Consider the following 21,931-nt stretch of genomic DNA (forward strand, 5'->3'; position numbering starts at 1 on the left):
AGACATGAAGCAAAGCTCGGGCGAATTCAGCCGCGAGGACGCGAAGGCGTGTCTGCAAGCGAGATGGTGCGGGAAGCGCGATGCCGTTGCGTCACACTCCGTCATTGCGAGCGCAGCGAAGCAATCCAGAAATCCATCCGCGGAGGCTGTCTGGATTGCTTCGTCGCAAGGGCTCCTCGCAATGACGTGCAGAGCGCGGGTCCCCACTCCGCTCTCGTGCCCCGGACGCAGCCCAGCGCCCCCGGCGATGCGAAGCATCGTGCGGTGCGGTGCGGTGCTCTGCGCCGCGACGCCAAGAGGCGCGGCAGCTTGTCCGGGACACGCGCATCCCAGTCGGCGTCCGGGGCTCTCGCATTGGACGATACGCGTCGTTTACCAATCCCGCCCGGGTGCAATTTCCATCTCGCGATTTGCTTGCGGGTGTAGTACTTTCGTCTCAAGGGGCCCGGTCAACGGGCGGCAGGGGGACGCTGATGAGGCGTGCGGGGCTGTTTGGCGTACCGCGGGTACGGCCATGGTCGTGGCAGGCGTTTTGGCTCGGATGCGTCGTTGTCGCAGTGTCGGCTGTGCTTCAGGGCATCTGCGTTGCGCTCGGCTCAAAACTTTATTTCGCAGCGTTCCTGCCCGGTCTCTTCGTGCTCGGCATCGTTGCCGGTACGCCGGCGGCGGGGTTTGCCGCGCTGTTTACCATTCCACTGGTGTGGTGGGCGTTCATTCCGCCCTTCTTCGAGTTCAACGCGCTCTCCAGCGCGAATACCGATTCCATCAATCTGTTCTGCCTGCTCGCCGTGCTGCTGATCGGCCTTGCCGATCTCTGCCGCGAGACCATGAGGATCGTCGGCCGCGGCGAGCTGAAACGTCCGGGCGAGAGCGCGGCAACGAATCCGCAATAGATCTCCCTCGCACGGCCCCGCGCGTTGCGTGCGCGCAACAGTCCGGCAACCATCCGCATGCTTGCCACGCGCCGCTAACTTTTCGAAAAAGATTTGGCCGCAGTTTCTCCCGCGGGAATGACGAGGGAGTTTTCGGACATGAACGGCCAGATCAACGGTCACGCCATCCTGGAGAACGTGCGCCGCTATCGCGGAATCGCATCGCTCTATCGCCAAACGGCTGCATTCCGCCCGGGTCAGAGCTGGTCGCTGCTGGAGCAGGCGAGGGACTGGGAGGCGCGGGCGCTGTCGGAGCTGGAAGCCTATTTCGCGTTGCGTGCCGACTACGCGGCTCCGCTCGCAGCCTGATCGTTAACCATCGCTCACGGTATGATCGTGAGGTCGGGCGCGGGCACCACGAATTGTCCGCCCCAGGCGCGAACCTCCGCCAACTGGGCAATGATCTCGTCCTTCAGATTCCAGGGCAGGATGAAGACGTAATCGGGTCTGCAAGCGATCAGGGCGGCGGGATCGCGGATCGGCAGATGCGTTCCCGGAAGCAGCAGGCCCTGCTTGTGCGGATTCCGGTCCACGGTGAAGGCCATCAGCTCGCGCGTGATGCCGCAATAATTGAGCAGTGTGTTGCCCTTCGCGGGCGCGCCATAGGCCAGCACCGTCTTGCCGGCGCGATGCGCCGCGACGAGAAAATCGCGGATCGTCTCGCGCTTCGCCGCCACCTTCGCCTGAAAATCACCGTAAGTCGCGGGCCGATCGAGCCCTGCGACGGCCTCGCGCCGACGCAATCGCTCGAGCGCCGGCGTGGGGACATGAGCCGCGGCTTCGGCGCTGACGTGCAGGCGCAGCGAGCCGCCATGCGTCGGCAATTCCTCGACGTCGAAGACGCGCAAGGCATGTGCGCGAAAGACCGTCTCGAGCGTCGCGAGCGAGAAGTACGACAGATGCTCGTGATAGATCGTGTCGAACTGAATCTGCTCGATCAGGTGCAGCAGATGCGGAAGCTCCAGCGTGGCGCGCCCGGTCTCGGGCAGGAGAATGCGCAGGCCCGCGACGAAATCGTTGATATCGGGAACGTGCGGCAGCACGTTGTTGGCGACGATCAGCGCGGGGCGGTGGCCTTCGGCGAGCAGCCCTGTGGCGGCGTCGCGGCCGAAATAGCTCGTCCGGGTCGGGATGCCCTTGGCGATGGCAGCCGCCGCCGGGCCGCCGGCCGGCTCGATGCCGAGCGCGCGGATGCCGGCGCGCTGAAAATACTGCAGCAGATATCCATCATTGCTCGCGATCTCGATCACCTCGGATGCGGCATCGAGCCGCGCGCGGGCGATCATCCCGGCGGCATAACTCTCCGCATGCCGGAGCCAGCTCTCGGAATAGGACGAGTAGTAGAGATACTGGCCGAAGATGTTCGCCGCAGGCTCGAATTGCGGAAGCTGGACCAGCCCGCAGGCTCCGCACGCCCGGGCATGCAGCGGATAGGCCGGCTCGATCGCGCCCGCCCGCTCCGGCGGCAGATAGGAATTCGCCAGAGGCGACAGGCCGAGATCGACGAAGGTCTCGTCGAGCTCCCGTGCGCAAAAGCGGCATCGATGCCTGTCCATGAATGGATCGTCCGGTTGTGCCGTCGTGCCGCGGCTGTTAGTGAATTCTCACAAGCCACGGAAATTCCGACAACGCTGCGCATCATGCAACCCAAAAGGCGCTTGGTGAACGGATGTTCGCAACGGCGGGTGTGCGCGTTGATCGCGGGGGCCTGAGATGAAATTCACTCCCTTGGCTCTGCCAGGCGTCGTCGAGATCGGGATCGAGCCAGAGATCGACGCGCGCGGATTCTTCGCCCGGCTGTTCGACGCCGAGGCGTTCGCAGCGCACGGACTGCCGACGCATTTTGCGCAACTCAGCCTGTCCCGCAACGAACGCGCCGGTACCCTGCGGGGCCTGCACCACCAGGCCAGCCGGCCGGAGGCCAAGCTGGTGCGCTGCGTTGCCGGCCGCGCCTTCGACGTGATCGTCGATTTGCGCCGGTCGCTGCCGACCTATGGACAATGGTGCTCGGTCGAGCTCGCCGCCAACAGGCACAATGCCGTGTTCATTCCCGCCGGATGCGCGCACGGCTTCCAGACGCTCGAGGGTGGCACCGAGCTGATGTATTGCATCGACGTGCCCTATGACGCGCAAGGCGCTTCCGGCATTCGCTGGGATGATCCCTCGCTCGCGATTGCCTGGCCGCTGCCCGATCCGATCCTGTCCGCGCGCGACCGCGCGCTGCCTTATCTCGCATGAAACGGGTCCTGGTCACGGGCGCCTCCGGCTTCCTCGGCCGTGCGCTGTTGCCGGCGCTCATTGCTCGCGGCTTCGAGGTCCATGGCATCGCGCGCTCGGCTCGATCGGCGACGTCAGGCGTGACGTGGCACGCGGCCGATCTCCTCACCGAAGCCGGCCGCAGGCACGTGCTCTCCGCAGCCCGCCCGACCCACCTGGTTCATCTCGCCTGGGAAGCCCGGCCGGGCCGCTATCGCGAGGATCCCGTCAACCGGCTCTGGGCGGAGGCCAGCATCGACCTGCTCGCGCGTGCGAGGGCCGGCGGCGCCTGCCGCATCCTCGGCATCGGAAGCTGCCTCGAATACGGACCGCAGAGCGGCCCGTGTGAGGAACGCGCCAGCCCATGCCGTCCCACCACGCTGTACGGACAAGCCAAGCTCGCTACGGCTGAAGCCTATGTCGCGGCGGGGGCCGCCTGGGGCCGCGTGTTCGTGCCGTTCGGCCCGCACGAGCCGGCGGCGCGCCTCATCCCCTCGCTGATCCGGAGCCTGCGCGCGGGACAGAACTTCGGCTGTTCACATGGCGGGCAGCTGCGCGACTTCGTCTATGTCGATGACCTCGCGCAGATGATTGCCGCCGTGCTCGACAGCGACCTCACCGGTTTCGTCAATCTCGCCAGCGGCGAAGTGCGCAGCCTGCGCAGTGTGATCGAGCATGTCGCAGCTCTGCTGAAAGCACGCCATCTGATCAGGTTCGGCGCGGTCGCCGCCACGGGGGTCGACGCCGAGCCGATCCTTGCCGCTGACGTCCGCCGCCTCCGTGAGGTGACCGCGGGCCTGCCGCTCGAGGGATTCGAGGAGGGCGCCGCACGCGGCCTTGCGTGGTGGATGGATCGTCTGTCGGGGCGGGAATGACGTTGCGGTGCCCTCGCAGAGCGCCGGCGGCGGGCAGGCCCCGTGGCAATTACGGAGTTGTCTCGCGGCCCGCCTGTGCTAGCAACGGGCCGATCGAAATCTCCTTCACGCCGGCCGGGGCAAGCGATGACCACGTTCAACCGCATCTTCACGACCGAGCGTCTGCTCCAGATCATTCTGATTCTGGCGGCGACCATCGCCATGAAGCTGATGAGCTGAGCGCCGGCGGATCATCGTCCGCCGAGTTCGGGCAGCTCGGGCAGATAGTTCGACCCCTCCGAGCCCAGAAAATCGAACATTGCCTGCGCCGGCGGCAGCAGCACCTTGTCGCTGCGGCGGATCACGTACCATTGCCGCACGATCGGCAGGCCCGCGACGTCGAGCACGACGAGCCGGCCCTCGGTGAGCTCATGCGCCACCGTGTGGGCCGAGATGAAGGCGATGCCGAGCCCGGCGATGACGGCCTGCTTGATGGTCTCGTTGCTGCTCATCTCCATGCCGATGATCGGCTCGAGATCGGACCTCTGGAACATGCCCTCCATCAGCGTTCGCGTCCCGGAGCCGGGCTCGCGGGTGAGGAAGGTCTCGTGCACGAGATCGGTCAGGTTGAGGCCGGAATCCTTCGCCAGCCAGTGCCCCTTGCGCGCGACGATGATGTGCGGATTGCGCCCGAGCTGGCGGACGTCGACCGTGACGTCGGCCGGTGGCCGACCCATCACCGCGAAATCGAGGTCGTAGCCGTGCATGGCCTCGCGAATCTCCTCGCGGTTGCCGATGGTCAGCTTGATCTCGATCTTGGGGTAGCGCTTGGAGAACGCTGCGATCGCATGCGGCACGAAATATTTCGCGGTCGAGACCGCGCCGAGATGCACGCTGCCGCCGGTCCGCCCCGCCAGCAGGTCGAGCGCGCCCTGGCAGTCCATGATCGCAGCCTCGACCCGCTCGGCCAGCGTCAGCACCTCCTTGCCCGCCTCCGTCAGCAGCATGCCGTCGCCGGTCCGCTGCACCAGCGGCAGGCCGGCGAGGTCCTGGAGCTGGCGGAGCTGCTGGGTCACGGCCGGCTGGGTCAGCCCGAGATGGCCGGACGCCGCCGTCACGCTGCCTTTGGCCGAGAGCGCCGCAAGCGAGCGCAACTGCCGGATCGTCAGATGCCGGAGCTGGGTCGCCGCATGGCTGGGACCATTATAAGAAAATTCTTTGAGGCTCATTATGAATAGAAATTTTCCTTATTAAGATGCCCCTGTCAATCTCCTGAATGCCGAGACCGATCGCGACCTGCCTCCAGAGGGGAGGAAAAGGCTGCGGCGCCGGCAAAGGGGATGGACGCAGATGACCGGGCAACTCAGGCTGGACGACCACCTTCAACGGTATTCAGAGACCGCTCCTCACGCGCTCGCAGTGGCCGCCGTCGTCGATGCCATTGCGGCGGCAGCCATCGAGATCGCCGACCTCATCGCCACCGGAGATCTCGCGGACGCCTCCGGCCTGACGACGGGGCGCAACAGCGACGGCGACCTCCAGCGCGACCTCGACGTCCAGGCCGATGCGATCCTGCGCCGCTGCCTCGGCAAGGTGCCGGTCGCGGCGCTCGCCTCGGAAGAGATGCGCGAGGCCCAGATCGGCGATCCCGGGGCAAAGATCTGCATCGCGGTCGATCCGCTCGACGGCTCTTCCAACATCGACATCAACATGACGGTCGGCACGATCTTCTCGATCCTGCCCGCCCCGGACGACCTCGCGCTCGCCTTCCATCAGCGCGGCTCGGCGCAGCTTGCGGCGGGCTTCGTCACCTACGGCCCGCAGACCTCGCTGGTGCTGACGCTCGGCGAGGGCGTCGATATCTTCACGCTCGACCGCAAGGCGGGCTGCTTCCGCCTCGCGCGCGCCGGCGTGCAGATCGCCGAGGCCAGCGAGGAGTTCGCGATCAACGCGTCGAACCGCCGGCACTGGGATTCGCCGGTGCGCGCCTTCGTCGACGAGTGCCTCGCCGGCGTCGAAGGGCCCGCCAACCACGATTTCAACATGCGCTGGGTCGGCTCGCTGGTCGCCGAGGCCTACCGCATCCTCACCCGCGGTGGCGTCTTCCTCTATCCCGCGGACGCGCGCCCCGGTTACGGCGACGGCCGCCTGCGCCTGACTTACGAGGCGCACCCGATGGCCATGATCATCGAGCAGGCCGGCGGCTCCGCCACCACGGGACGCGAGCGCATCCTCGACCTTTCGGCGCAGAGCCTGCATCAGCGCGTGCCGCTGATCATGGGCTCGAGCAACGAGGTGCGCCGCGTCGAGGAGCTGCATTGCGATCCGCTGCTGGTCGCCAGCGTCTCCGCGCCGCTGTTCGCGCGGCGCGGATTCTTCCGGCTCTGAGCGAGGCGTCCCATGTCCAGGAAGCATCCGATCATCTCCATCACCGGCTCCTCCGGCGCCGGCACCACCTCGGTGAAGAAGACGTTCGAGCAGATATTTTTCCGCGAGAAGGTCAACGCCGCGTACATCGAAGGTGACGCCTTCCATCGCTACGACCGCGCCGAGATGCGCGCGCAGATGGCGAAGGAGGCCGATCGCGGCAACAAGCTTTTCAGCCATTTCAGCCCCGAGACCAATCTGTTCGAGGAACTGGAGCGCGCCTTCCGCGATTATGGCGAGACCGGCACGGCGACCACGCGGCACTACGTGCATGATGCCGAGGAAGCCGCATTGCATGGCGCGGCGCCCGGAACCTTCACCGATTGGGAGAAGCTGCCGGAGAACTCCGACCTGCTGTTCTACGAAGGCCTGCACGGCGCCGTCGTCACCGACAAGGTCAATGTCGCGCGCTATGCCGACCTGAAGATCGGCGTCGTTCCTGTCATCAATCTGGAATGGATCCAGAAGCTGCACCGCGATCGCAGCGCGCGCGGCTATTCGACCGAGGCGGTCACCGACACCATCCTGCGGCGGATGCCCGACTACATCCACTACATCTGCCCGCAATTCACCGAGACCGACATCAATTTCCAGCGCGTGCCGACGGTGGACACCTCCAATCCGTTCGTCGCGCGCTGGATCCCGACGCCGGACGAATCGATGGTGGTGATCCGCTTCAAGAACCCGCGCGGCATCGATTTCCCCTATCTGCTCTCGATGCTGCCGCAAAGCTGGATGTCGCGCGCGAATTCGATCGTCTGCCCCGGCGCGAAACTCGATCTCGCGATGCAGCTGATCCTGACGCCGCTGATCATGCAGCTCATCGAGCGCAAGCGGAGCATGAAGTGATGATCTGCAACAACGACACCAATGGGAGGATCCGATGAACATCTCGGTTCATGCCGAAGCCGACCTCAACGCGGTCGCGCATAATGATCTCGCCAACGCCGTCCGCTTCCTCGCGGTCGATGCCATCGAGACCTCGCAGTCGGGCCATCCCGGCCTGCCGATGGGGATGGCCGATGTCGCGACCGTGCTGTTCTCGCGTTTCCTGAAATTCGACTCGGCGCACCCGAACTGGCCGGACCGCGATCGGTTCGTGCTGTCGGCGGGCCATGGCTCGATGCTGCTCTATGCGCTGCTGCATCTGACCGGCGGCGACGTCAGCCTCGACGACATCAAGGCCTTCCGGCAATGGGGCTCTAAGACGCCGGGGCATCCGGAATACGGCCATACGCCGGGCGTGGAGACCACGACCGGTCCGCTCGGGCAGGGGATTGCCACGGCCGTCGGCATGGCGCTTGCGGAGCGGATGGCCAATGCGCGACATGGCGACGGCCTCGTCGATCACTTCACCTATGTCATCGCGGGCGATGGCTGCCTGATGGAGGGCCTCAGCCAGGAAGCGATCTCGCTCGCAGGCCATCTGCAGCTCGGTCGTCTGATCGTGCTGTTCGACGACAACGGGATCTCCATCGACGGGCCGACTTCGCTGGCAACGTCCGATGACCAGCTCGCGCGCTTCGCCGCTTCCGGCTGGTCGGTGCGCAGCATCGATGGACACGATCCCGAAGCGATCGCGCAGGCGATCGCGGAAGAGCGGGAGGCCGCAAAACCGTCGCTGATCGCCTGCCGAACCATCATCGGCTACGGCGCGCCCGATCGACAGGGCACGGAGAAAGCCCATGGTGCGCCCCTCGGGACCGAGCAGGCCGCGGCGGCGCGCCGTACGCTCGGTTGGGATTATCAGCCCTTCGTGGTGCCGATGCCGATCCTGAAGGCGTGGCGGATGATCGGACAGCGCGGGCAGGTGGATCGGCTTGCCTGGCTCGATCGCTACGAAGGCGCGACCCCCGAGCAGCGCGACATGTTCGTCGAAGGCAAGGCGGTCGCCCTGCCGGCTGCCTATGCGCTGGCGGCCGCGAAGCTGCGCGAACGCTTCGCATCCCACCGTCCAAAGCTCGCGACCCGGCAGGCTTCGCAACAGGTGCTCGATGGCATCGCCGGAACGATTGCGGGCCTCGTCGGCGGCTCCGCGGACCTGACGCATTCGAATCTCACGCACGCCAAGGCGCAAGTCCCCGTCGCGCGCGGGGCGTTCTCCGGCGACTACATCCACTACGGCATTCGCGAGCACGGCATGGCTGCCGCGATGAACGGCCTGGCGCTCCATGGCGGCTTCATCCCCTATGGCGGCACCTTCCTGGCCTTCTCCGATTACAGCCGGCCGGCGATCCGTCTTGCGGCCCTGATGCGGTTGCGCGTCATCCATGTGATGACCCACGATTCGATCGGCCTTGGCGAGGATGGTCCGACGCATCAGCCGGTGGAGCATCTCGCTTCGCTGCGCGTCATTCCGAACCTTTTGGTGTTCCGCCCCGCCGACGCGGTGGAGACGCTCGAAGCCTGGGACTGCGCGCTCAATTCCGAAGACCGTCCGTCCGTGCTGTGCCTGTCGCGTCAGGCGCTGCCGACCTTCCGCAGCGATGCACGCGGCAAGAACCGTGTCGCGCGTGGCGCCTATCTCGTCGTCTCGCCGGACGGCGGCCGTGACGTGACGCTCATCGCAACCGGCTCGGAAGTCTCGATTGCACTGGAAGCCGCTCGCCTGCTTGCGGCCGAGCACATCCGTGCGGCCGTGGTGTCCGCGCCTTGCCTTGCCCTCTTCGAGGAACAGCCGGACGATTACCGCGCCACCGTGCTCGGCACCGCGCCGCGCGTTGGTGTCGAGGCGGCCGTGCCCGGCGACTGGGCGCGGTGGATCGGCGCTGAGGGTGAATTCGTCGGCATGCGCGGCTTCGGCGCCTCGGCGCCGGCGCCAGTGCTGTACCGCGAATTCGGCATCACGCAGCAGAGCATTGCGGAAGCAGCCCGCCGGGCGATCGCCCGCAAGAGACAATAAGGAGGACTCCTCGTGGCCCGTATCACCCTTCGCCAACTGCTCGATCACGCCGCCAGCCATGGCTATGCGGTGCCGGCATTCAACATCAACAACATGGAGCAGGGCATCGCGATCATGCAGGCGGCCGCCGAGGTCGATGCGCCCGTGATCATGCAGGCCTCGCGCGGCGCGCGCAGTTATGCCGGCGACATCATGCTCTCGCACATGATCGACGCGCTGGAGCGGACCTATCCGGACATTCCGCTCTGCATGCACCAGGATCACGGCAACGACGAAGCGACCTGCGCGTCCGCGATCGCGCACGGCTTTACCTCCGTCATGATGGACGGCTCGCTCAAGGCCGATGCCAAGACGGCGGCCGATTATGACTACAACGTCGCGATCACCCGGCGCGTCGTCGATCTCGCGCACTGGGTCGGCGCATCCGTCGAAGGCGAGCTCGGCGTGCTCGGCTCCCTCGAACACGGTGGCGGCGAACAGGAAGACGGGCATGGCGTCGAGGGCAAGGTCGGCCATGACCAGCTCCTGACTGATCCCGACCAGGCGGTCGACTTCGTCCGCGCCACCAAGGTCGATGCGCTTGCCATCGCGATGGGGACCTCGCACGGCGCCTACAAGTTCAGCCGGAAGCCCGACGGTGACATCCTGGCGATGCGCGTGGTCGAGGAGATCCATCGCCGCCTGCCGAACACGCATCTGGTGATGCATGGTTCCTCATCGGTACCGCAGCCGCTCCAGGACATGTTCAACCAGTTCGGCGGCGAGATGCCCCAGACCTGGGGCGTGCCCGTCGAGGAGATCGTTCGCGGCATCAAGAGCGGCGTGCGGAAGGTCAACATCGACACCGATTGTCGCCTCGCGATGACGGCAGTGTTCCGCAAGGTCGCGGCGCAAACGCGCTCCGAGTTCGACCCACGCAAGTTCCTCAAGCCCGCGATGGACGCGATGCGTGAGCTTTGCCGCGAACGTTTCGAGCAGTTCGGAACCGCGGGCCATGCAAGCAGGATCAAGGTCGTTCCCATGGCCGAGATGGCACGACGCTATCGCAACGGCGAATTGGATCCGCGCATCGACGCCCGCGAATCCGTGGCGGCCTAGTCAATCAGAAAGAGCAGAGAAAAGAGCAGGAGAGAGCCATGAATGCACATGCAGGAACCGTCCGCGGCAAAGAGCGCTATCGATCAGGCACGATGGAATACGCGCGCATGGGCTATTGGGAGCCCGAGTACATGCCGAAGGACACCGACGTCATCGCGCTGTTCCGCGTCACCCCGCAGGAAGGCGTCGATCCGATCGAGGCGTCGGCTGCCGTCGCCGGCGAGTCCTCGACCGCGACCTGGACCGTGGTGTGGACCGACCGCCTGACTGCGGCGGAGAAATATCGCGCAAAATGCTATCGCGTCGATCCGGTGCCGGGCACGCCGGGCTCGTATTTCGCCTACATCGCCTACGACCTCGACCTGTTCGAGCCGGGCTCCATCGCCAACCTCTCGGCTTCGATCATCGGCAACGTGTTCGGCTTCAAGCCGCTCAAGGCACTGCGGCTCGAGGACATGCGTTTCCCGGTCGCCTATGTGAAGACGTTCCAGGGACCGGCGACCGGCATCGTGGTCGAGCGCGAGCGGCTGGACAAGTTCGGCCGGCCGCTGCTGGGTGCGACGGTGAAGCCGAAGCTCGGGCTTTCGGGCCGCAACTATGGCCGCGTCGTCTACGAGGCGCTGAAGGGCGGGCTCGATTTCACCAAGGACGACGAGAACATCAACTCGCAGCCCTTCATGCACTGGCGCGATCGGTTCCTGTACTGCATGGAAGCCGTGAACCGCGCGCAGGCCGCCTCCGGCGAGGTGAAGGGCACGTACCTGAACGTCACCGCGGGCACGATGGAGGACATGTACGAGCGCGCGGAGTTCGCCAAGGAGCTCGGGTCGTGCATCGTCATGATCGACCTCGTGATCGGCTACACCGCGATCCAGTCGATGGCCAAATGGGCGCGGCGCAACGACATGATCCTGCATCTGCATCGCGCGGGCCACTCGACCTATACGCGGCAGAAGAGCCATGGCGTGTCGTTCCGCGTCATTGCGAAGTGGATGCGGCTTGCCGGCGTCGACCACATCCACGCAGGCACGGTGGTCGGCAAGCTGGAGGGCGACCCCAACACCACTCGTGGCTATTACGACGTCTGCCGTGAGGACTTCAACCCGACCAAGCTCGAGCACGGTCTGTTCTTCGACCAGTCCTGGGCGAGCCTGAACAAGATGATGCCGGTCGCCTCGGGCGGCATCCATGCCGGCCAAATGCACCAGCTGCTCGACCTCCTGGGCGAAGACGTCGTGCTGCAGTTCGGCGGCGGCACCATCGGCCACCCCATGGGCATTGCGGCTGGTGCGATCGCCAACCGCGTCGCGCTGGAAGCGATGATCCTCGCTCGCAACGAGGGCCGGGATTACGTCCACGAGGGCCCGGAGATCCTGGCCAGGGCGGCTGAGACCTGTACGCCGCTGAAGGCGGCGCTCGAGGTCTGGAAGGACGTGACCTTCAATTATCAATCCACCGACACGCCGGACTTCGTGCCGACCGCACTCGAAACCGTTTGAGGAGATTTGACATGAAGCTGACTCAAGGCTGCTTCTCGTTCCTGCCCGAGCTCACCGACGATCAGATCACCAAGCAGGTGCAATATTGCCTGACCCAGGGCTGGGCGGTGAATATCGAGTTCACCGACGATCCGCATCCCCGCAACACCTATTGGGAGATGTGGGGCCTGCCGATGTTCGACCTTCAGGACGCTGCCGGCGTCATGATGGAGCTCGCGGAGTGCCGCAGGGTTTACGGCGATCGCTACATTCGCATCAGCGGCTTCGATTCCGGCCATGGCTGGGAATCGGTGCGGATCTCCTTCCTCGTCAACCGGCCGCCGCAGGAGGCGGAGTTCGAGCTGGTGCGGCAGGAAGTCGGCGGCCGTGCGATCCGTTACACCACAATGCGAAAGCCGGCTGCCCACGCCGCTCAATAACCGTTCTCCTCCGCGCGGAGCTCTCCCTGCTCCGTATCCTTGGCGGACCACTGCTTCGCCGCTCCCCCGCGGCGAAGCTCTTTTCTTCGAGGGTAGCGATGCTCGATGTTCCCCACTCAACCACGACTGAGCCCAGCGAGACTCATTTCGATCTCCGCAAGGAAGCCGAGGCGGCCGGAATCACCGGCACGCTGCAGCAGCTCGAGCAGGAGCTGATCGGATTGAAACCGGTGAAGAACCGCGTGCGCCAGATCGCCTCGCTGCTGCTGATCGAGCGCATCCGGCAGCGTGCGGGCCTGGCCTCCGCGCCGCCGACGCTGCACATGTCGTTCACCGGCAACCCCGGCACCGGCAAGACCACGGTGGCGCTGCGCATGGCCAGGATCCTGCACGGTCTCGGCTTCGTGCGGCGGGGGCAGGTGATCTCGGTCACGCGCGACGATCTCGTCGGCCAATATATCGGCCACACCGCGCCGAAGACGAAGGAGATCCTGAAGAAGGCGATGGGCGGCGTCTTGTTCATCGACGAGGCCTATTATCTCCATCGCCCCGACAACGAGCGCGACTACGGACAGGAGGCGATCGAGATCCTGCTCCAGGTGATGGAGAATCAGCGCGAAGACCTGGTCGTGATCCTCGCCGGCTATGGCGAGCGGATGACGAGCTTCTTCGCCTCCAACCCCGGCTTCCGTTCGCGCATCGCCCATCACATCGATTTTCCGGACTATGCCGAAGCCGAGTTGCTCGTCATCGCCGAGTTGATGCTGAAGGAGCGCGGCTATCGTTTGTCGGCGGCGGCGCGCGAGGCCTTCGAAAGATACATTGCGCTGCGCCGGACGCAGCCGTTCTTCTCCAATGCGCGCTCGATCCGCAACGCCGTCGACCGTATCCGACTGCGGCAGGCCGACCGCCTGGTGTCGGATCTCGACCGCATGCTCGATGTCGCCGACCTCGAAACCATCGATCCCATGGACGTTCTGGCGAGTCGCGTCTTCAGCGGCGGCGCCGATGCGCGGAGTGCAAAGCCATGACCAGAGAGATCATGATCGCCCCCTCGATCCTCGCTGCGGATTTCGCCCGCCTCGGCGAGGAGATCGCGGCAATCGACACGGCCGGCGCCGACTGGATCCATTGCGACGTCATGGACGGGCACTTCGTGCCGAACATCAGCTTTGGTGCCGATGTCATCAAGGCGATCCGGCCGATGACGAAGAAGGTCTTCGATGTGCATCTCATGATCGCGCCGGCCGATGCCTACCTCGAGGCGTTTGCGAAGGCCGGGGCCGATATCATCACCGTGCATGCTGAGGCCGGGCCGCATCTCGACCGCTCGCTCCAGGCGATCCGTGGACTCGGCAAGGAGGCCGGCGTCAGCTTGTGTCCCGCGACGCCGGAGAGCGCCATCGAATATGTGCTCGATCGTCTCGACCTCGTGCTGGTGATGACAGTCAATCCCGGCTTCGGCGGCCAGTCCTTTCTCCACTCCCAACTGGAGAAGATCAAGCGCATCCGAGCCATGATCGGCGACAGGCCGATCCGGCTCGAGGTTGACGGCGGTGTCACCCGCGACAATGCCGCTGCGGTGGCGGCGGCGGGCGCCGATACGCTGGTGGCCGGTTCCGCGGTGTTCCGCGGCAAGGGCGTCGCCGACTATGCCGCGAATATCGAGGCCATTCGCACCGCCGCCGAGACGGGCTGGGTTCCGAAGCGGCAAGATAATGCCGTGCAACCGATCCGTCTCGGCGAAGGCGCGCGCACCCGGTAGATTACGGGCGCCCTCAGCAAGCGATTGCGCCGAAGTATCGCTCGCTTGGAAGAGCCGACTTTTTTTCCGGAGTCTTACGGAGAATCCGGCACGAGTCGGCGACGCTTTCATGACGGGGTAACCAACGGTGTCGAAGTAGGCACGCGATTAACGGCGACGCAATGCGCCGCTTCACAATCTGTGGTTCAAGAGCTGCAGAGAGCGTGGGATGCACATTCAATATCTTCACTGGAATGAGGCCCATGGCTGGCGCGGAGCGGATGCTCTGCGCGAGCCTCCCCAGCTCGTGCTCTATTTCGGCAGCCGTGAGGGCATCGCAAGCGGTGAGCGTTATCGCGAGCTGCGCGGCCTTCATCCCGGGAGTCACATCGTCGGCGGTAGCACCAGCGGACAGATTCATGGTGACGACATCAGCGATGACGAGGTCGTTGCCGTTGCGTTGCGCTTCGATCGGACGCCGGTGCGGGTGGCAAGCGAGATCGCTGCGTCTCGCGAAGACTCGCGGAGCTGCGGCGCGAATCTCGCGCGCGAGATCGCGGCACCCGATCTCGCGGGCGTCTTCATTCTGTCCGACGGCTTGATCGTGAACGGCAGCGAGCTCGTGGCCGGCATCACCGATGTTCTGGGGCCGGACGTGCCGGTCACCGGCGGTCTTGCCGGCGACGACACGCGATTCGAGCAGACGCTGGTCGGGGCCGACGCTGAACCGTCGTCCCATCGCGTCGCTGCGATTGGTTTCTACGGCCCGTCCATCCGCATCGCCCATGGATGCGCCGGTGGATGGGACGTGTTCGGGCCGCAACGCAAGGTGACGAAGTCGCAGGGACCCGTGGTGATGCAGCTCGACGGGGAGCCGCCGCTGGATCTCTACACGCGATATCTCGGCGAGGAGGAGGTTGCAGCCATGCCCGGCTCGGGCCTTGCCTTCCCGTTGCGCATTCACGACGAGGCCGAGCCGGATCGGCAGATCGTCCGCTCGGTCTTCGCGGTCGATCGCGAGGCCGGCACACTGACATTCGCCGCGGACATTCCCGAGGGATGCACGGCGCAGCTGATGCGGGCCAATTTCGACAGTCTCGCCGCCGGCGCGGGTGAGGCGGGCCGGCGCGCACGCAATGCGCTCGCAACCGGTCTCGCCGGCGACAAGCTCGCGATCCTGGTGAGCTGCGTCGGACGGCGCCGGGTCATGGGGCAGCGCATCCAGGATGAACTGGATGCCGTCGCTGCCGAGCTCGGTGACGACGTCGCGCGCATCGGCTTCTATTCTTATGGCGAGATCGCGCCGCCGGCCGCGTCCGGCCGCTGCGAACTGCACAACCAGACCATGACCGTCACCATGATCGCAGAGGCGGCTGATTGACCATGCATCGCCTGTTGGCACGACAGCTGCGCCAAGCGACCGACGAAGCCGGGCAGGTCGACCTGACCAGGCTCGGCGAGCTCGTCAGTGCCGCCTATGAAGAGAGCGATCGGGATCGCCGCCGCACCGATCGTGCGATCAAGCTGATGATCGAGGAGCTCGAACAGACGCACAAGCGCGCCGAACGGGATTTGCTGCGGGCGCGCGAGTTCCTCGACAGCATCATCGAGAACATCCCGATCGCAGTGTTCGTCAAGGATGCGAAGGACTCCCGCTACGTCCTGCTCAACCGCGCCGGCGAAGAGTATTACGGAATGCCGCGCGAGGAGATGCTGGGCAAGACTCCTGAGCAGATCTTTCCGGACAATATCGCCCGCGTCGTCAACGAGCAGGATCGCCGCGTCGTCGACAGCGGTACCCCGATGTTCCTGGAGGGGCATCCGCTCGAAGTCGGCGTCAAGGGCCGCGATCGGCTGGTCAATTCACGCAAGCTGCTGATCAGGGATGGTGCTGGCGCGCCGCAATATCTGGTTGGCGTGATCGAGGACGTCACCGAGAGGATCAGGAACGAGGCGCGGATCAGCCATCTCGCGCATCATGACGCGTTGACGGACCTGCCGAACCGCAGCGCCTTCAACGCCGCGCTCGGCGAGCGGCTGGAGCGGGCGCAGGAGGCGGCGACCAGTTTTGCCGTGCTCAGCCTCGATCTCGACCGCTTCAAGGAGGTCAACGACGTGTTCGGCCATCCCGTCGGCGACATGCTGATGCGGACGGCGGCGGACCGGCTTGCCGCGGAAGCCGACGGCGCCTTCGTCGCTCGTATCGGCGGCGACGAGTTCATGATCCTGATGCCCGACGAAATCAGGCGTGAGGACGTTCTGGCGCTTGCCGAACGCCTGGTCGAGACGATCGGCAAGGAGCTCGAGGTCGACGACTATCTCCCCCATGTCGGCCTCAGCATCGGCATTGCGTTTTATCCTGACGACGGCGTGAACGCCGTCACGCTGCTCGCCAATGCCGATTCCGCGCTCTATCGCGCCAAGCGCGAGGGCAGGGGCAGGGTCCGAATCTTCGAATCCGAGATGGACCAGGAGCTGCGCGACCGCAGGCTGTTGCAGCACGATCTGCGACGGGCGCTGGAGCAGAACGAGTTCCTCGTCTACTTCCAGCCGCAGGCGCGGATGGAGGGCGAAGTCTTCGGCTTCGAGGCGCTGTTGCGCTGGAACCACCCGACGCGGGGTTTCGTGCCGCCGGACCAGTTCATTCCGCTTGCCGAGGAGAACGGGCTGATCGTCCAGATCGGCGAATGGGTGTTGCGCGAAGCGTGCCGCGAGGCGGCGTCATGGCCACGGCCGCTGCAGGTCGCCGTCAATCTGTCGCCGGTCCAGTTCCAGGCCGGCGATCTCGAACGTTCGATCCACCAAATTCTGCTGGAGACGGGGCTCAGCCCGACGCGGCTCGAGGTCGAGATCACCGAGGGTGTGCTGATCGGCGATTTCACCCGCGCGCTCAATCTGCTGCGGCGGCTGAAGGCGCTCGGTATCCGCATCGCGATGGACGATTTCGGCACCGGTTACTCCTCGCTGTCCTATCTGCAGTCGTTTCCGTTCGACAAGATCAAGATCGACCGGGGTTTCATCTCCAACCTCGAGGCGACGCCGCAATCGGCCGAGATTGTGCGCGCGGTCCTGAGCCTCGCGCACGCCCTGAATATCCCGGTCATTGCCGAAGGGGTGGAGACGGAAGCCCAGCGTGCCTTCCTGGCGCGCGAGGCCTGCGAGGAGATGCAGGGTTATCTGGTCGGCCGGCCCGACCTGATCGAGCGCTATCTCGACCTGGTCGGCGTGACCGTGGAGCGCCGGGCCTACGCCTAGCTCCCGGACCCCGACGACGGGGATTCCGAGCCTTGGTCGACACCCGTTTGGAACCTTGGCTCGGACATATATTTCCTAATGATGGAGCCGAGATCAGGCGCGTTGTGGGCGCGGAAAATCTTTGCACAATCGCCATCGGCCTGACGCAAATTGGGGCAATAAGCCTTGTGAATGCGAGGGAGGGTCTCGTGGAGAACGTACGTCGCTACCGGGCGCTGGCGTCCCTCTGTCGTCAGCAGGCGGCCTACCGGCCGCTTCAGAACTGGGAACTCCTCGGCCAGGCCGAACATTTCGAGTATCTAGCCGAGGTCGAACTCAAGGCGCATTACGACGCGTGCAATGGGCAACATGACGAGGGCGCCGCAACGCCCGCGGCATGGGAGACGCCGGTCGCGGCGTGACGGCGCCAGACACGCTCAATGCGACATCAGCGTTGGGACCGTCATGGCTTCCAGCATGGCGCGGGTGACGCCGCCGAGAACGCGCTCCTGCAATCGCGAATGGCCGTAGCCGCCCATCACCAGGAGATCTAGGCTCTCGTCGGCCGCCAGCGACAGGATGGTCGGCTGAATGTCGGCGCGCGTCGCCGACAGGCCGACGGTGCGGGTCGACAGTCCGCGCCGGCCGAGATGTATGGCCAGACTGTTCGCTGAAGCTTCGTCGGGAACCGCGCTGGCCTCGTTGATGGTGATGATCACGATCTCATCGGCGCGCGCCAGGAACGGTGCTGCATCGTGTACGGCGCGGGCAGCGAGGCGGCTGCCGTCCCAGCAGATGCCGATCCGCTTCGCCTCGAAAGCTCCATGGAAGGTGTAGGGCAGCAACAGCACCGGGCCGCCAGCCTGGAACAGGATTTCGCGCGGCACGTCGTTGTCGAACGAGCCTTGCACTGGATCGGGCTGGAGCACGACGCTGAGGTCGTGCAGCCGCGCCATCTCGCCGAGCGCGCCGGCAGCATCCGCCGGAATCGCGCCGAGCGCGCGGCAGGTATAGGAGATGCCGGCGTTCGCGGCTTCGATTCCGAACACCGCGAGCGCGGCCTCGGCCCGCTCTACGGCGCGCTCGCGTTCCAGTTCGAACACGGCCGCCACCGCCGCACCGCCCTCCATCACGTATGCCGCACTTGTTGCGACATAGCCGACCGCGACCGCGTCGAGATGAGCGTTGAACCGTGCCGCGAGCGAAATCGAGCCCTCGATCGCGGGACGCATGGGACGTTCGGTGGGAATGTGAACGAGAATGTCTTTGTACATGGGGCGCCTCCGATGAACTTCATCCGGTGGCTGCAGTTTTTCACGGCCGGAAGCACATGCGTTGAGCTGCATCAAATGCGCAAGACGACTTTGCCGCGGCGGCACGCTCCCACGTTCTTTGCCAAGATTTAATCGGACGGACGGGACGCCGTAAGGTGCCGATGTCCATGTTGGCTGCAAGGCGACAGCTTCCAACATGGACATTTCGACATGAACGACCGCGTCAATTCCGACACCACGACGTCCCGCAAGATCTTGAGGCCGCGCCGGCTCGCGTTGCTCGGCACCGTGGCCGCGCTCGGCGTGGCCGTGCTGGCGGCTTCTCCCGGCTCTTCGCCGTTCGCGCTGAACTCATTCATTGCGCCGGCACAGGCGGCGGAAACCGCCACGACGCCGCCGGGCTTCGGCGACCTCGTCAGCAAGGTCAAGCCTGCCGTCATCTCGGTCAGGGTCAAGATCGACCGCGACAACGACAAGAGCGCCATGCTGCAGCAGAACCGGATGGACCAGGACGAGGATTCTCCGTTCGATCAGTTCTCGCGGCAGTTCGGCTTCCGTGGCCCAGGCGGCATGAACGGCATGCCGCGCCAGCGCCATCAGATGGTCACGGGCGAAGGCTCCGGCTTCTTCATCTCCGCCGACGGCTATGCCGTGACCAACAACCACGTCGTCGACCAGGCCACCTCGGTCCAGGTGACGATGGACGACGGCACGAGCTATACCGCGAAGGTCGTCGGCACCGATCCCAAGACCGATCTCGCGCTGATCAAGGTCGATGGCAAGAAGGACTTTCCGTTCGTCACATTCGCCGACCAGAAGCCGCGCGTCGGCGACTGGGTGGTCGCGGTCGGCAATCCGTTCGGCCTCGGCGGCACTGTGACCGCCGGCATCGTCTCGGCCAGCGGCCGCGACATCGGCAATGGTCCCTATGACGACTTCATCCAGATCGACGCGCCCATCAACAAGGGCAATTCCGGCGGCCCGGCCTTCGACATGAATGGCAACGTGATCGGCGTGAACACGGCGATCTTCTCGCCCTCCGGCGGCTCGGTCGGCATCGGCTTCGACATTCCGGCCTCGACCGCGAAACTCGTCGTCGCGCAGCTGAAGGACAAGGGCGCGGTGACCCGCGGCTGGCTCGGGGTGCAGGTGCAGCCGGTCACCGCCGAGATCGCCGACAGCCTCGGCCTGAAGGAGGGGCGCGGCGCCATCGTCGACAATCCGCAGGACGGCAGCCCGGCGGCCAAGGCCGGCATCGAGGCAGGTGACGTCATCACCGCCGTCAACGGCACCGCGATCAAGGACTCCCGCGACCTTGCCCGCACCATCGCCACCCTGGCCCCGGGCAGCTCGGTGAAGCTCGACGTCTTCCACAAGGGCGCGACCAAGACGCTGACACTCGCGCTCGGCGAGCTGCCGAACGAGCGGCAGGCCAAAGGAAACGGCGGCGCTGACGAGGGCAAGGGGCAGCCGAACACCGGCACACCGCGCCTCGGGCTCGGCCTGGCTCCGGCCGGCGACGTCCAGGGCGCTGGCCAGAAGGGCGTTGTCGTCACCGAAGTCGATCCGCAAGGACCGGCGGCACAGCGCGGCATCCAGACCGGCGACGTCATCCTCAACGTCGGCGGCAAGGCCGTCGCCAATGTCGGCGACGTCAGGTCGGAGCTGGCGCAGGCCAAATCGTCCGGCAAGCGCAGCGTGCTGTTGCAGGTCAAAAGCGCGGAGGCGACGAGGTTCGTAGCGGTGCCGCTCGCCTGAGACGATACCGATCGCTCGAATACGAAAGGCGGCCCTCGGGCCGCCTTTTTCCGTCAGCCTTCAGGCTTCGGCGGGCGCCGATAACATTCTCGTCAACGGCAGGGATGGTGACCCGGTTCATATGAAAAAGCCGTGTTCGACCGTCACAGTTCCAATGCTCGTCAGCAACGGTGCTGGCGAGAGGTTGCAAGCGTGGAACTTCGAACCGCGGGGCCACTTTGTGGAACTGGCCGGTGGTTCACATTTGATCGGTGCCGACATGGATCGATTGAAGCTCTCGCTGAGGGGGGCGCTGCTCGCGGCGCCGTTCGTGCTCTGGGCTGGAAGCGCGCTCGGTCGTGACGACGGCCGCTACGCGGACTCACCCCTCAAACCGTGGTTCGACAACCTGCGCAGCCATCTCGGTCCGTGCTGCTCTGACGCCGATGGTTTTGCCGTCGCCGATCCCGACTGGGAGTCGCGGGACGGGCATTATCGTGTTCGTCTCGACGGGGAGTGGATCGATGTGCCGGACGAAGCCGTCATCACCGAGCCGAACCGCGCCGGCCGCACCATGGTTTGGCCGGTGAAGACCGCGTTCGGGATCTCGATCCGCTGCTTCATGCCGGGCAGCATGATCTGAGCCAGGTCAGCGTCAACGCTTGCTGGATTTGCGCTTCGACGATTTCCTGGTTGTCTTCTTGGTGGTCCTCTTCTTGGACGCTTTCTTCTTCGTAGCCTTCTTCGGGACCTTCTTGCCCTTCTTGCGCGCCTTCGACAGTCCGATCGCAATCGCCTGCTTGCGACTCTTCACGCGTCCGCCACGGCCTTTGCGACCGCTTTTTGCCGTGCCTTTCTTGTAGCGGCGCATCTCGCTTTCGACATCGCTGCCGGAGCTGCGCGAGTAGCGACGTTTCTTTGCCTTGCGTGCCATGCATGTTCTCCCTTGGCCGAGAAAACCGTTCGACCCGGGGCATGGTTCCGAAAGCTGCGCGCGCGACATTCCGGGCGCGGGCCGCAGCCTAGAAGGAATTTGCCAGCTCGATCCAGTACCTGGATACGCCGTGCCGCCTCGGTGAAGGACAGATCGCGCGCATATTGTGCGGGCTGATACGCCTCTTCGCTCAGCCGTTTCAGCCTCAGTGACTGCGCCCGGGTCATCTGCTCGGTGAGGAAGACCCTGGCGTCGTATTTGCCTTGAACCTGCATCTGGCTTCTCCGTCCTGAAATCGTGACTTGACTATATGTTCTTATTTTGTTCTAACAAGTCATGGACAATAGAATTAATGAAATTCGACGTAAAATCAGCGCCTTGAGGCTAGAAATGGCCGACGTCGAGGCCGCCGTGCGCGATCGCATCAACGGCGATCGCGATTGCACCGAGCAAGCCTTGGCGCAGATGGATTTGCGGCTGAAGATCAATCTGTTGGTCGGCGAATGGAAGGCTGCCGGCGGCGGCGATGTCCTGCCTGACGTCCGCGGCCGGATGCGGCTTCGTTCCGTGAAGTCGGTCGGCGATCCCAAGCGCGCGAGCACACGGCGCTGAAAGCTTGGG

At 65.2% G+C, this 21,931-nt stretch carries 22 protein-coding genes; 18 read left to right on the forward strand and 4 right to left on the reverse strand.

The genetic code is table 11. The features are described from left to right. Positions 1–557 precede the first annotated feature (557 nt). On the forward strand, positions 558–893 hold the full coding sequence (locus tag ACFDR6_RS18780; protein ID WP_375859136.1) for a DUF4118 domain-containing protein: 336 nt from the start codon (positions 558–560) through the stop codon (positions 891–893). A 138-nt stretch (positions 894–1,031) separates the two neighbouring features. After that, positions 1,032–1,241: a hypothetical protein gene (locus tag ACFDR6_RS18785; RefSeq protein WP_212080822.1), complete on the forward strand. Its 210-nt coding sequence runs from the start codon at positions 1,032–1,034 to the stop codon at positions 1,239–1,241. A gap of 14 nt (positions 1,242–1,255) precedes the next feature. Here ACFDR6_RS18785 and ACFDR6_RS18790 read toward each other — a convergent pair whose 3' ends face one another. Then, on the reverse strand, positions 1,256–2,488 hold the full coding sequence (locus ACFDR6_RS18790; RefSeq protein WP_375859137.1) for a class I SAM-dependent methyltransferase: 1,233 nt from the start codon (positions 2,486–2,488) through the stop codon (positions 1,256–1,258). A gap of 157 nt (positions 2,489–2,645) precedes the next feature. Between ACFDR6_RS18790 and rfbC the strand changes: the two genes are divergently transcribed. Next, on the forward strand, positions 2,646–3,170 hold the full coding sequence (rfbC, locus tag ACFDR6_RS18795; protein WP_375859138.1) for a dTDP-4-dehydrorhamnose 3,5-epimerase: 525 nt from the start codon (positions 2,646–2,648) through the stop codon (positions 3,168–3,170). Continuing rightward, positions 3,167–4,063 (forward strand): NAD-dependent epimerase/dehydratase family protein, encoded by an 897-nt coding sequence (locus ACFDR6_RS18800; protein ID WP_375859139.1) that lies wholly within the window; start codon positions 3,167–3,169, stop codon positions 4,061–4,063. Before rfbC ends, ACFDR6_RS18800 begins: the two co-directional genes overlap by 4 nt. A 230-nt stretch (positions 4,064–4,293) precedes the next feature. On the opposite strand, the gene ACFDR6_RS18805 is transcribed toward ACFDR6_RS18800, so the two are convergent. Next, entirely contained in the window at positions 4,294–5,271 is a 978-nt protein-coding gene (locus tag ACFDR6_RS18805) for a LysR family transcriptional regulator (RefSeq protein WP_212080826.1), read from the reverse strand. A gap of 121 nt (positions 5,272–5,392) precedes the next feature. Between ACFDR6_RS18805 and ACFDR6_RS18810 the strand changes: the two genes are divergently transcribed. The 11 genes from ACFDR6_RS18810 to ACFDR6_RS18860 all read left to right on the forward strand — a co-directional run bounded on the left by ACFDR6_RS18810 (position 5,393) and on the right by ACFDR6_RS18860 (position 17,787). Continuing rightward, positions 5,393–6,430: a class 1 fructose-bisphosphatase gene (locus ACFDR6_RS18810; RefSeq protein WP_317240701.1), complete on the forward strand. Its 1,038-nt coding sequence runs from the start codon at positions 5,393–5,395 to the stop codon at positions 6,428–6,430. A gap of 12 nt (positions 6,431–6,442) precedes the next feature. Continuing rightward, the gene (locus ACFDR6_RS18815) at positions 6,443–7,318 is read left to right on the forward strand and encodes a phosphoribulokinase (RefSeq protein ID WP_317240700.1); all 876 of its coding nucleotides are present in this window, start codon (positions 6,443–6,445) and stop codon (positions 7,316–7,318) included. A 34-nt stretch (positions 7,319–7,352) separates the two neighbouring features. Then, positions 7,353–9,371: a transketolase gene (tkt, locus tag ACFDR6_RS18820; RefSeq protein ID WP_375859140.1), complete on the forward strand. Its 2,019-nt coding sequence runs from the start codon at positions 7,353–7,355 to the stop codon at positions 9,369–9,371. Positions 9,372–9,383: 12 nt separating this feature from the next. Next, positions 9,384–10,469 carry a class II fructose-bisphosphate aldolase gene (fba, locus tag ACFDR6_RS18825; RefSeq protein ID WP_375859141.1) on the forward strand — a complete coding sequence of 362 codons (1,086 nt, stop codon included), beginning with the start codon at positions 9,384–9,386 and terminating at the stop codon, positions 10,467–10,469. A gap of 38 nt (positions 10,470–10,507) precedes the next feature. Next, the gene (locus ACFDR6_RS18830; protein WP_212080831.1) at positions 10,508–11,968 is read left to right on the forward strand and encodes a form I ribulose bisphosphate carboxylase large subunit; all 1,461 of its coding nucleotides are present in this window, start codon (positions 10,508–10,510) and stop codon (positions 11,966–11,968) included. An 11-nt stretch (positions 11,969–11,979) separates the two neighbouring features. Beyond that, positions 11,980–12,387 carry a ribulose bisphosphate carboxylase small subunit gene (locus ACFDR6_RS18835; protein WP_212080832.1) on the forward strand — a complete coding sequence of 136 codons (408 nt, stop codon included), beginning with the start codon at positions 11,980–11,982 and terminating at the stop codon, positions 12,385–12,387. Positions 12,388–12,485: 98 nt separating this feature from the next. Further along, positions 12,486–13,418, forward strand: coding sequence for a CbbX protein (gene cbbX / locus ACFDR6_RS18840; RefSeq protein ID WP_212080833.1), 933 nt, complete (start codon positions 12,486–12,488; stop codon positions 13,416–13,418). Next, entirely contained in the window at positions 13,415–14,152 is a 738-nt protein-coding gene (rpe, locus tag ACFDR6_RS18845) for a ribulose-phosphate 3-epimerase (protein ID WP_212080834.1), read from the forward strand. Before cbbX ends, rpe begins: the two co-directional genes overlap by 4 nt. A 208-nt stretch (positions 14,153–14,360) precedes the next feature. Further along, positions 14,361–15,512, forward strand: a complete 1,152-nt coding sequence (locus tag ACFDR6_RS18850; RefSeq protein ID WP_212080835.1) for an FIST signal transduction protein — start codon at positions 14,361–14,363, stop codon at positions 15,510–15,512. A gap of 2 nt (positions 15,513–15,514) precedes the next feature. After that, positions 15,515–17,386, forward strand: coding sequence for a putative bifunctional diguanylate cyclase/phosphodiesterase (locus ACFDR6_RS18855; protein WP_375859557.1), 1,872 nt, complete (start codon positions 15,515–15,517; stop codon positions 17,384–17,386). 188 nt (positions 17,387–17,574) lie between these two features. Next, a complete protein-coding gene (locus ACFDR6_RS18860; RefSeq protein ID WP_212080837.1) occupies positions 17,575–17,787 on the forward strand; it encodes a hypothetical protein in 213 nt (70 codons plus the stop codon). A 15-nt stretch (positions 17,788–17,802) separates the two neighbouring features. On the opposite strand, the gene ACFDR6_RS18865 is transcribed toward ACFDR6_RS18860, so the two are convergent. Then, the gene (locus tag ACFDR6_RS18865) at positions 17,803–18,639 is read right to left on the reverse strand and encodes a universal stress protein (RefSeq protein WP_375859142.1); all 837 of its coding nucleotides are present in this window, start codon (positions 18,637–18,639) and stop codon (positions 17,803–17,805) included. A 210-nt stretch (positions 18,640–18,849) separates the two neighbouring features. On the opposite strand from ACFDR6_RS18865, the gene ACFDR6_RS18870 reads away from it, so the two are divergent. Both ACFDR6_RS18870 and ACFDR6_RS18875 read left to right on the forward strand, forming a co-directional pair. After that, positions 18,850–20,397, forward strand: a complete 1,548-nt coding sequence (locus tag ACFDR6_RS18870; RefSeq protein ID WP_317240695.1) for a Do family serine endopeptidase — start codon at positions 18,850–18,852, stop codon at positions 20,395–20,397. 259 nt (positions 20,398–20,656) lie between these two features. Next, positions 20,657–21,019: a hypothetical protein gene (locus tag ACFDR6_RS18875; protein WP_212081825.1), complete on the forward strand. Its 363-nt coding sequence runs from the start codon at positions 20,657–20,659 to the stop codon at positions 21,017–21,019. A 12-nt stretch (positions 21,020–21,031) separates the two neighbouring features. On the opposite strand, the gene ACFDR6_RS18880 is transcribed toward ACFDR6_RS18875, so the two are convergent. Beyond that, positions 21,032–21,310 carry a DUF6496 domain-containing protein gene (locus tag ACFDR6_RS18880; RefSeq protein WP_375859143.1) on the reverse strand — a complete coding sequence of 93 codons (279 nt, stop codon included), beginning with the start codon at positions 21,308–21,310 and terminating at the stop codon, positions 21,032–21,034. A 390-nt stretch (positions 21,311–21,700) separates the two neighbouring features. On the opposite strand from ACFDR6_RS18880, the gene ACFDR6_RS18885 reads away from it, so the two are divergent. Continuing rightward, entirely contained in the window at positions 21,701–21,922 is a 222-nt protein-coding gene (locus ACFDR6_RS18885; protein ID WP_212080842.1) for a hypothetical protein, read from the forward strand. Positions 21,923–21,931: the final 9 nt, after the last annotated feature.

It is taken from the genome of Bradyrhizobium tunisiense (assembly GCF_042263385.1).
In the GTDB taxonomy this organism is placed as follows: domain Bacteria; phylum Pseudomonadota; class Alphaproteobacteria; order Rhizobiales; family Xanthobacteraceae; genus Bradyrhizobium; species Bradyrhizobium tunisiense.

Excerpts from the sequence above, each read along its gene's own strand:
- ACFDR6_RS18785 (WP_212080822.1), top strand. The coding sequence starts at position 1,032 with ATGAACGGCCAGATCAACGGTCACGCCATCCTGGAGAACGTGCGCCGC.
- ACFDR6_RS18790 (WP_375859137.1), bottom strand. The coding sequence starts at position 2,488 with ATGGACAGGCATCGATGCCGCTTTTGCGCACGGGAGCTCGACGAGACC.
- rfbC (WP_375859138.1), top strand. The coding sequence starts at position 2,646 with ATGAAATTCACTCCCTTGGCTCTGCCAGGCGTCGTCGAGATCGGGATC.
- ACFDR6_RS18800 (WP_375859139.1), top strand. The coding sequence starts at position 3,167 with ATGAAACGGGTCCTGGTCACGGGCGCCTCCGGCTTCCTCGGCCGTGCG.
- ACFDR6_RS18805 (WP_212080826.1), bottom strand. The coding sequence starts at position 5,271 with ATGAGCCTCAAAGAATTTTCTTATAATGGTCCCAGCCATGCGGCGACC.
- ACFDR6_RS18810 (WP_317240701.1), top strand. The coding sequence starts at position 5,393 with ATGACCGGGCAACTCAGGCTGGACGACCACCTTCAACGGTATTCAGAG.
- ACFDR6_RS18815 (WP_317240700.1), top strand. The coding sequence starts at position 6,443 with ATGTCCAGGAAGCATCCGATCATCTCCATCACCGGCTCCTCCGGCGCC.
- tkt (WP_375859140.1), top strand. The coding sequence starts at position 7,353 with ATGAACATCTCGGTTCATGCCGAAGCCGACCTCAACGCGGTCGCGCAT.
- ACFDR6_RS18830 (WP_212080831.1), top strand. The coding sequence starts at position 10,508 with ATGAATGCACATGCAGGAACCGTCCGCGGCAAAGAGCGCTATCGATCA.
- ACFDR6_RS18835 (WP_212080832.1), top strand. The coding sequence starts at position 11,980 with ATGAAGCTGACTCAAGGCTGCTTCTCGTTCCTGCCCGAGCTCACCGAC.
- cbbX (WP_212080833.1), top strand. The coding sequence starts at position 12,486 with ATGCTCGATGTTCCCCACTCAACCACGACTGAGCCCAGCGAGACTCAT.
- rpe (WP_212080834.1), top strand. The coding sequence starts at position 13,415 with ATGACCAGAGAGATCATGATCGCCCCCTCGATCCTCGCTGCGGATTTC.
- ACFDR6_RS18850 (WP_212080835.1), top strand. The coding sequence starts at position 14,361 with ATGCACATTCAATATCTTCACTGGAATGAGGCCCATGGCTGGCGCGGA.
- ACFDR6_RS18855 (WP_375859557.1), top strand. The coding sequence starts at position 15,515 with ATGCATCGCCTGTTGGCACGACAGCTGCGCCAAGCGACCGACGAAGCC.
- ACFDR6_RS18865 (WP_375859142.1), bottom strand. The coding sequence starts at position 18,639 with ATGTACAAAGACATTCTCGTTCACATTCCCACCGAACGTCCCATGCGT.
- ACFDR6_RS18870 (WP_317240695.1), top strand. The coding sequence starts at position 18,850 with ATGAACGACCGCGTCAATTCCGACACCACGACGTCCCGCAAGATCTTG.
- ACFDR6_RS18875 (WP_212081825.1), top strand. The coding sequence starts at position 20,657 with ATGGATCGATTGAAGCTCTCGCTGAGGGGGGCGCTGCTCGCGGCGCCG.
- ACFDR6_RS18880 (WP_375859143.1), bottom strand. The coding sequence starts at position 21,310 with ATGGCACGCAAGGCAAAGAAACGTCGCTACTCGCGCAGCTCCGGCAGC.
- ACFDR6_RS18885 (WP_212080842.1), top strand. The coding sequence starts at position 21,701 with ATGGCCGACGTCGAGGCCGCCGTGCGCGATCGCATCAACGGCGATCGC.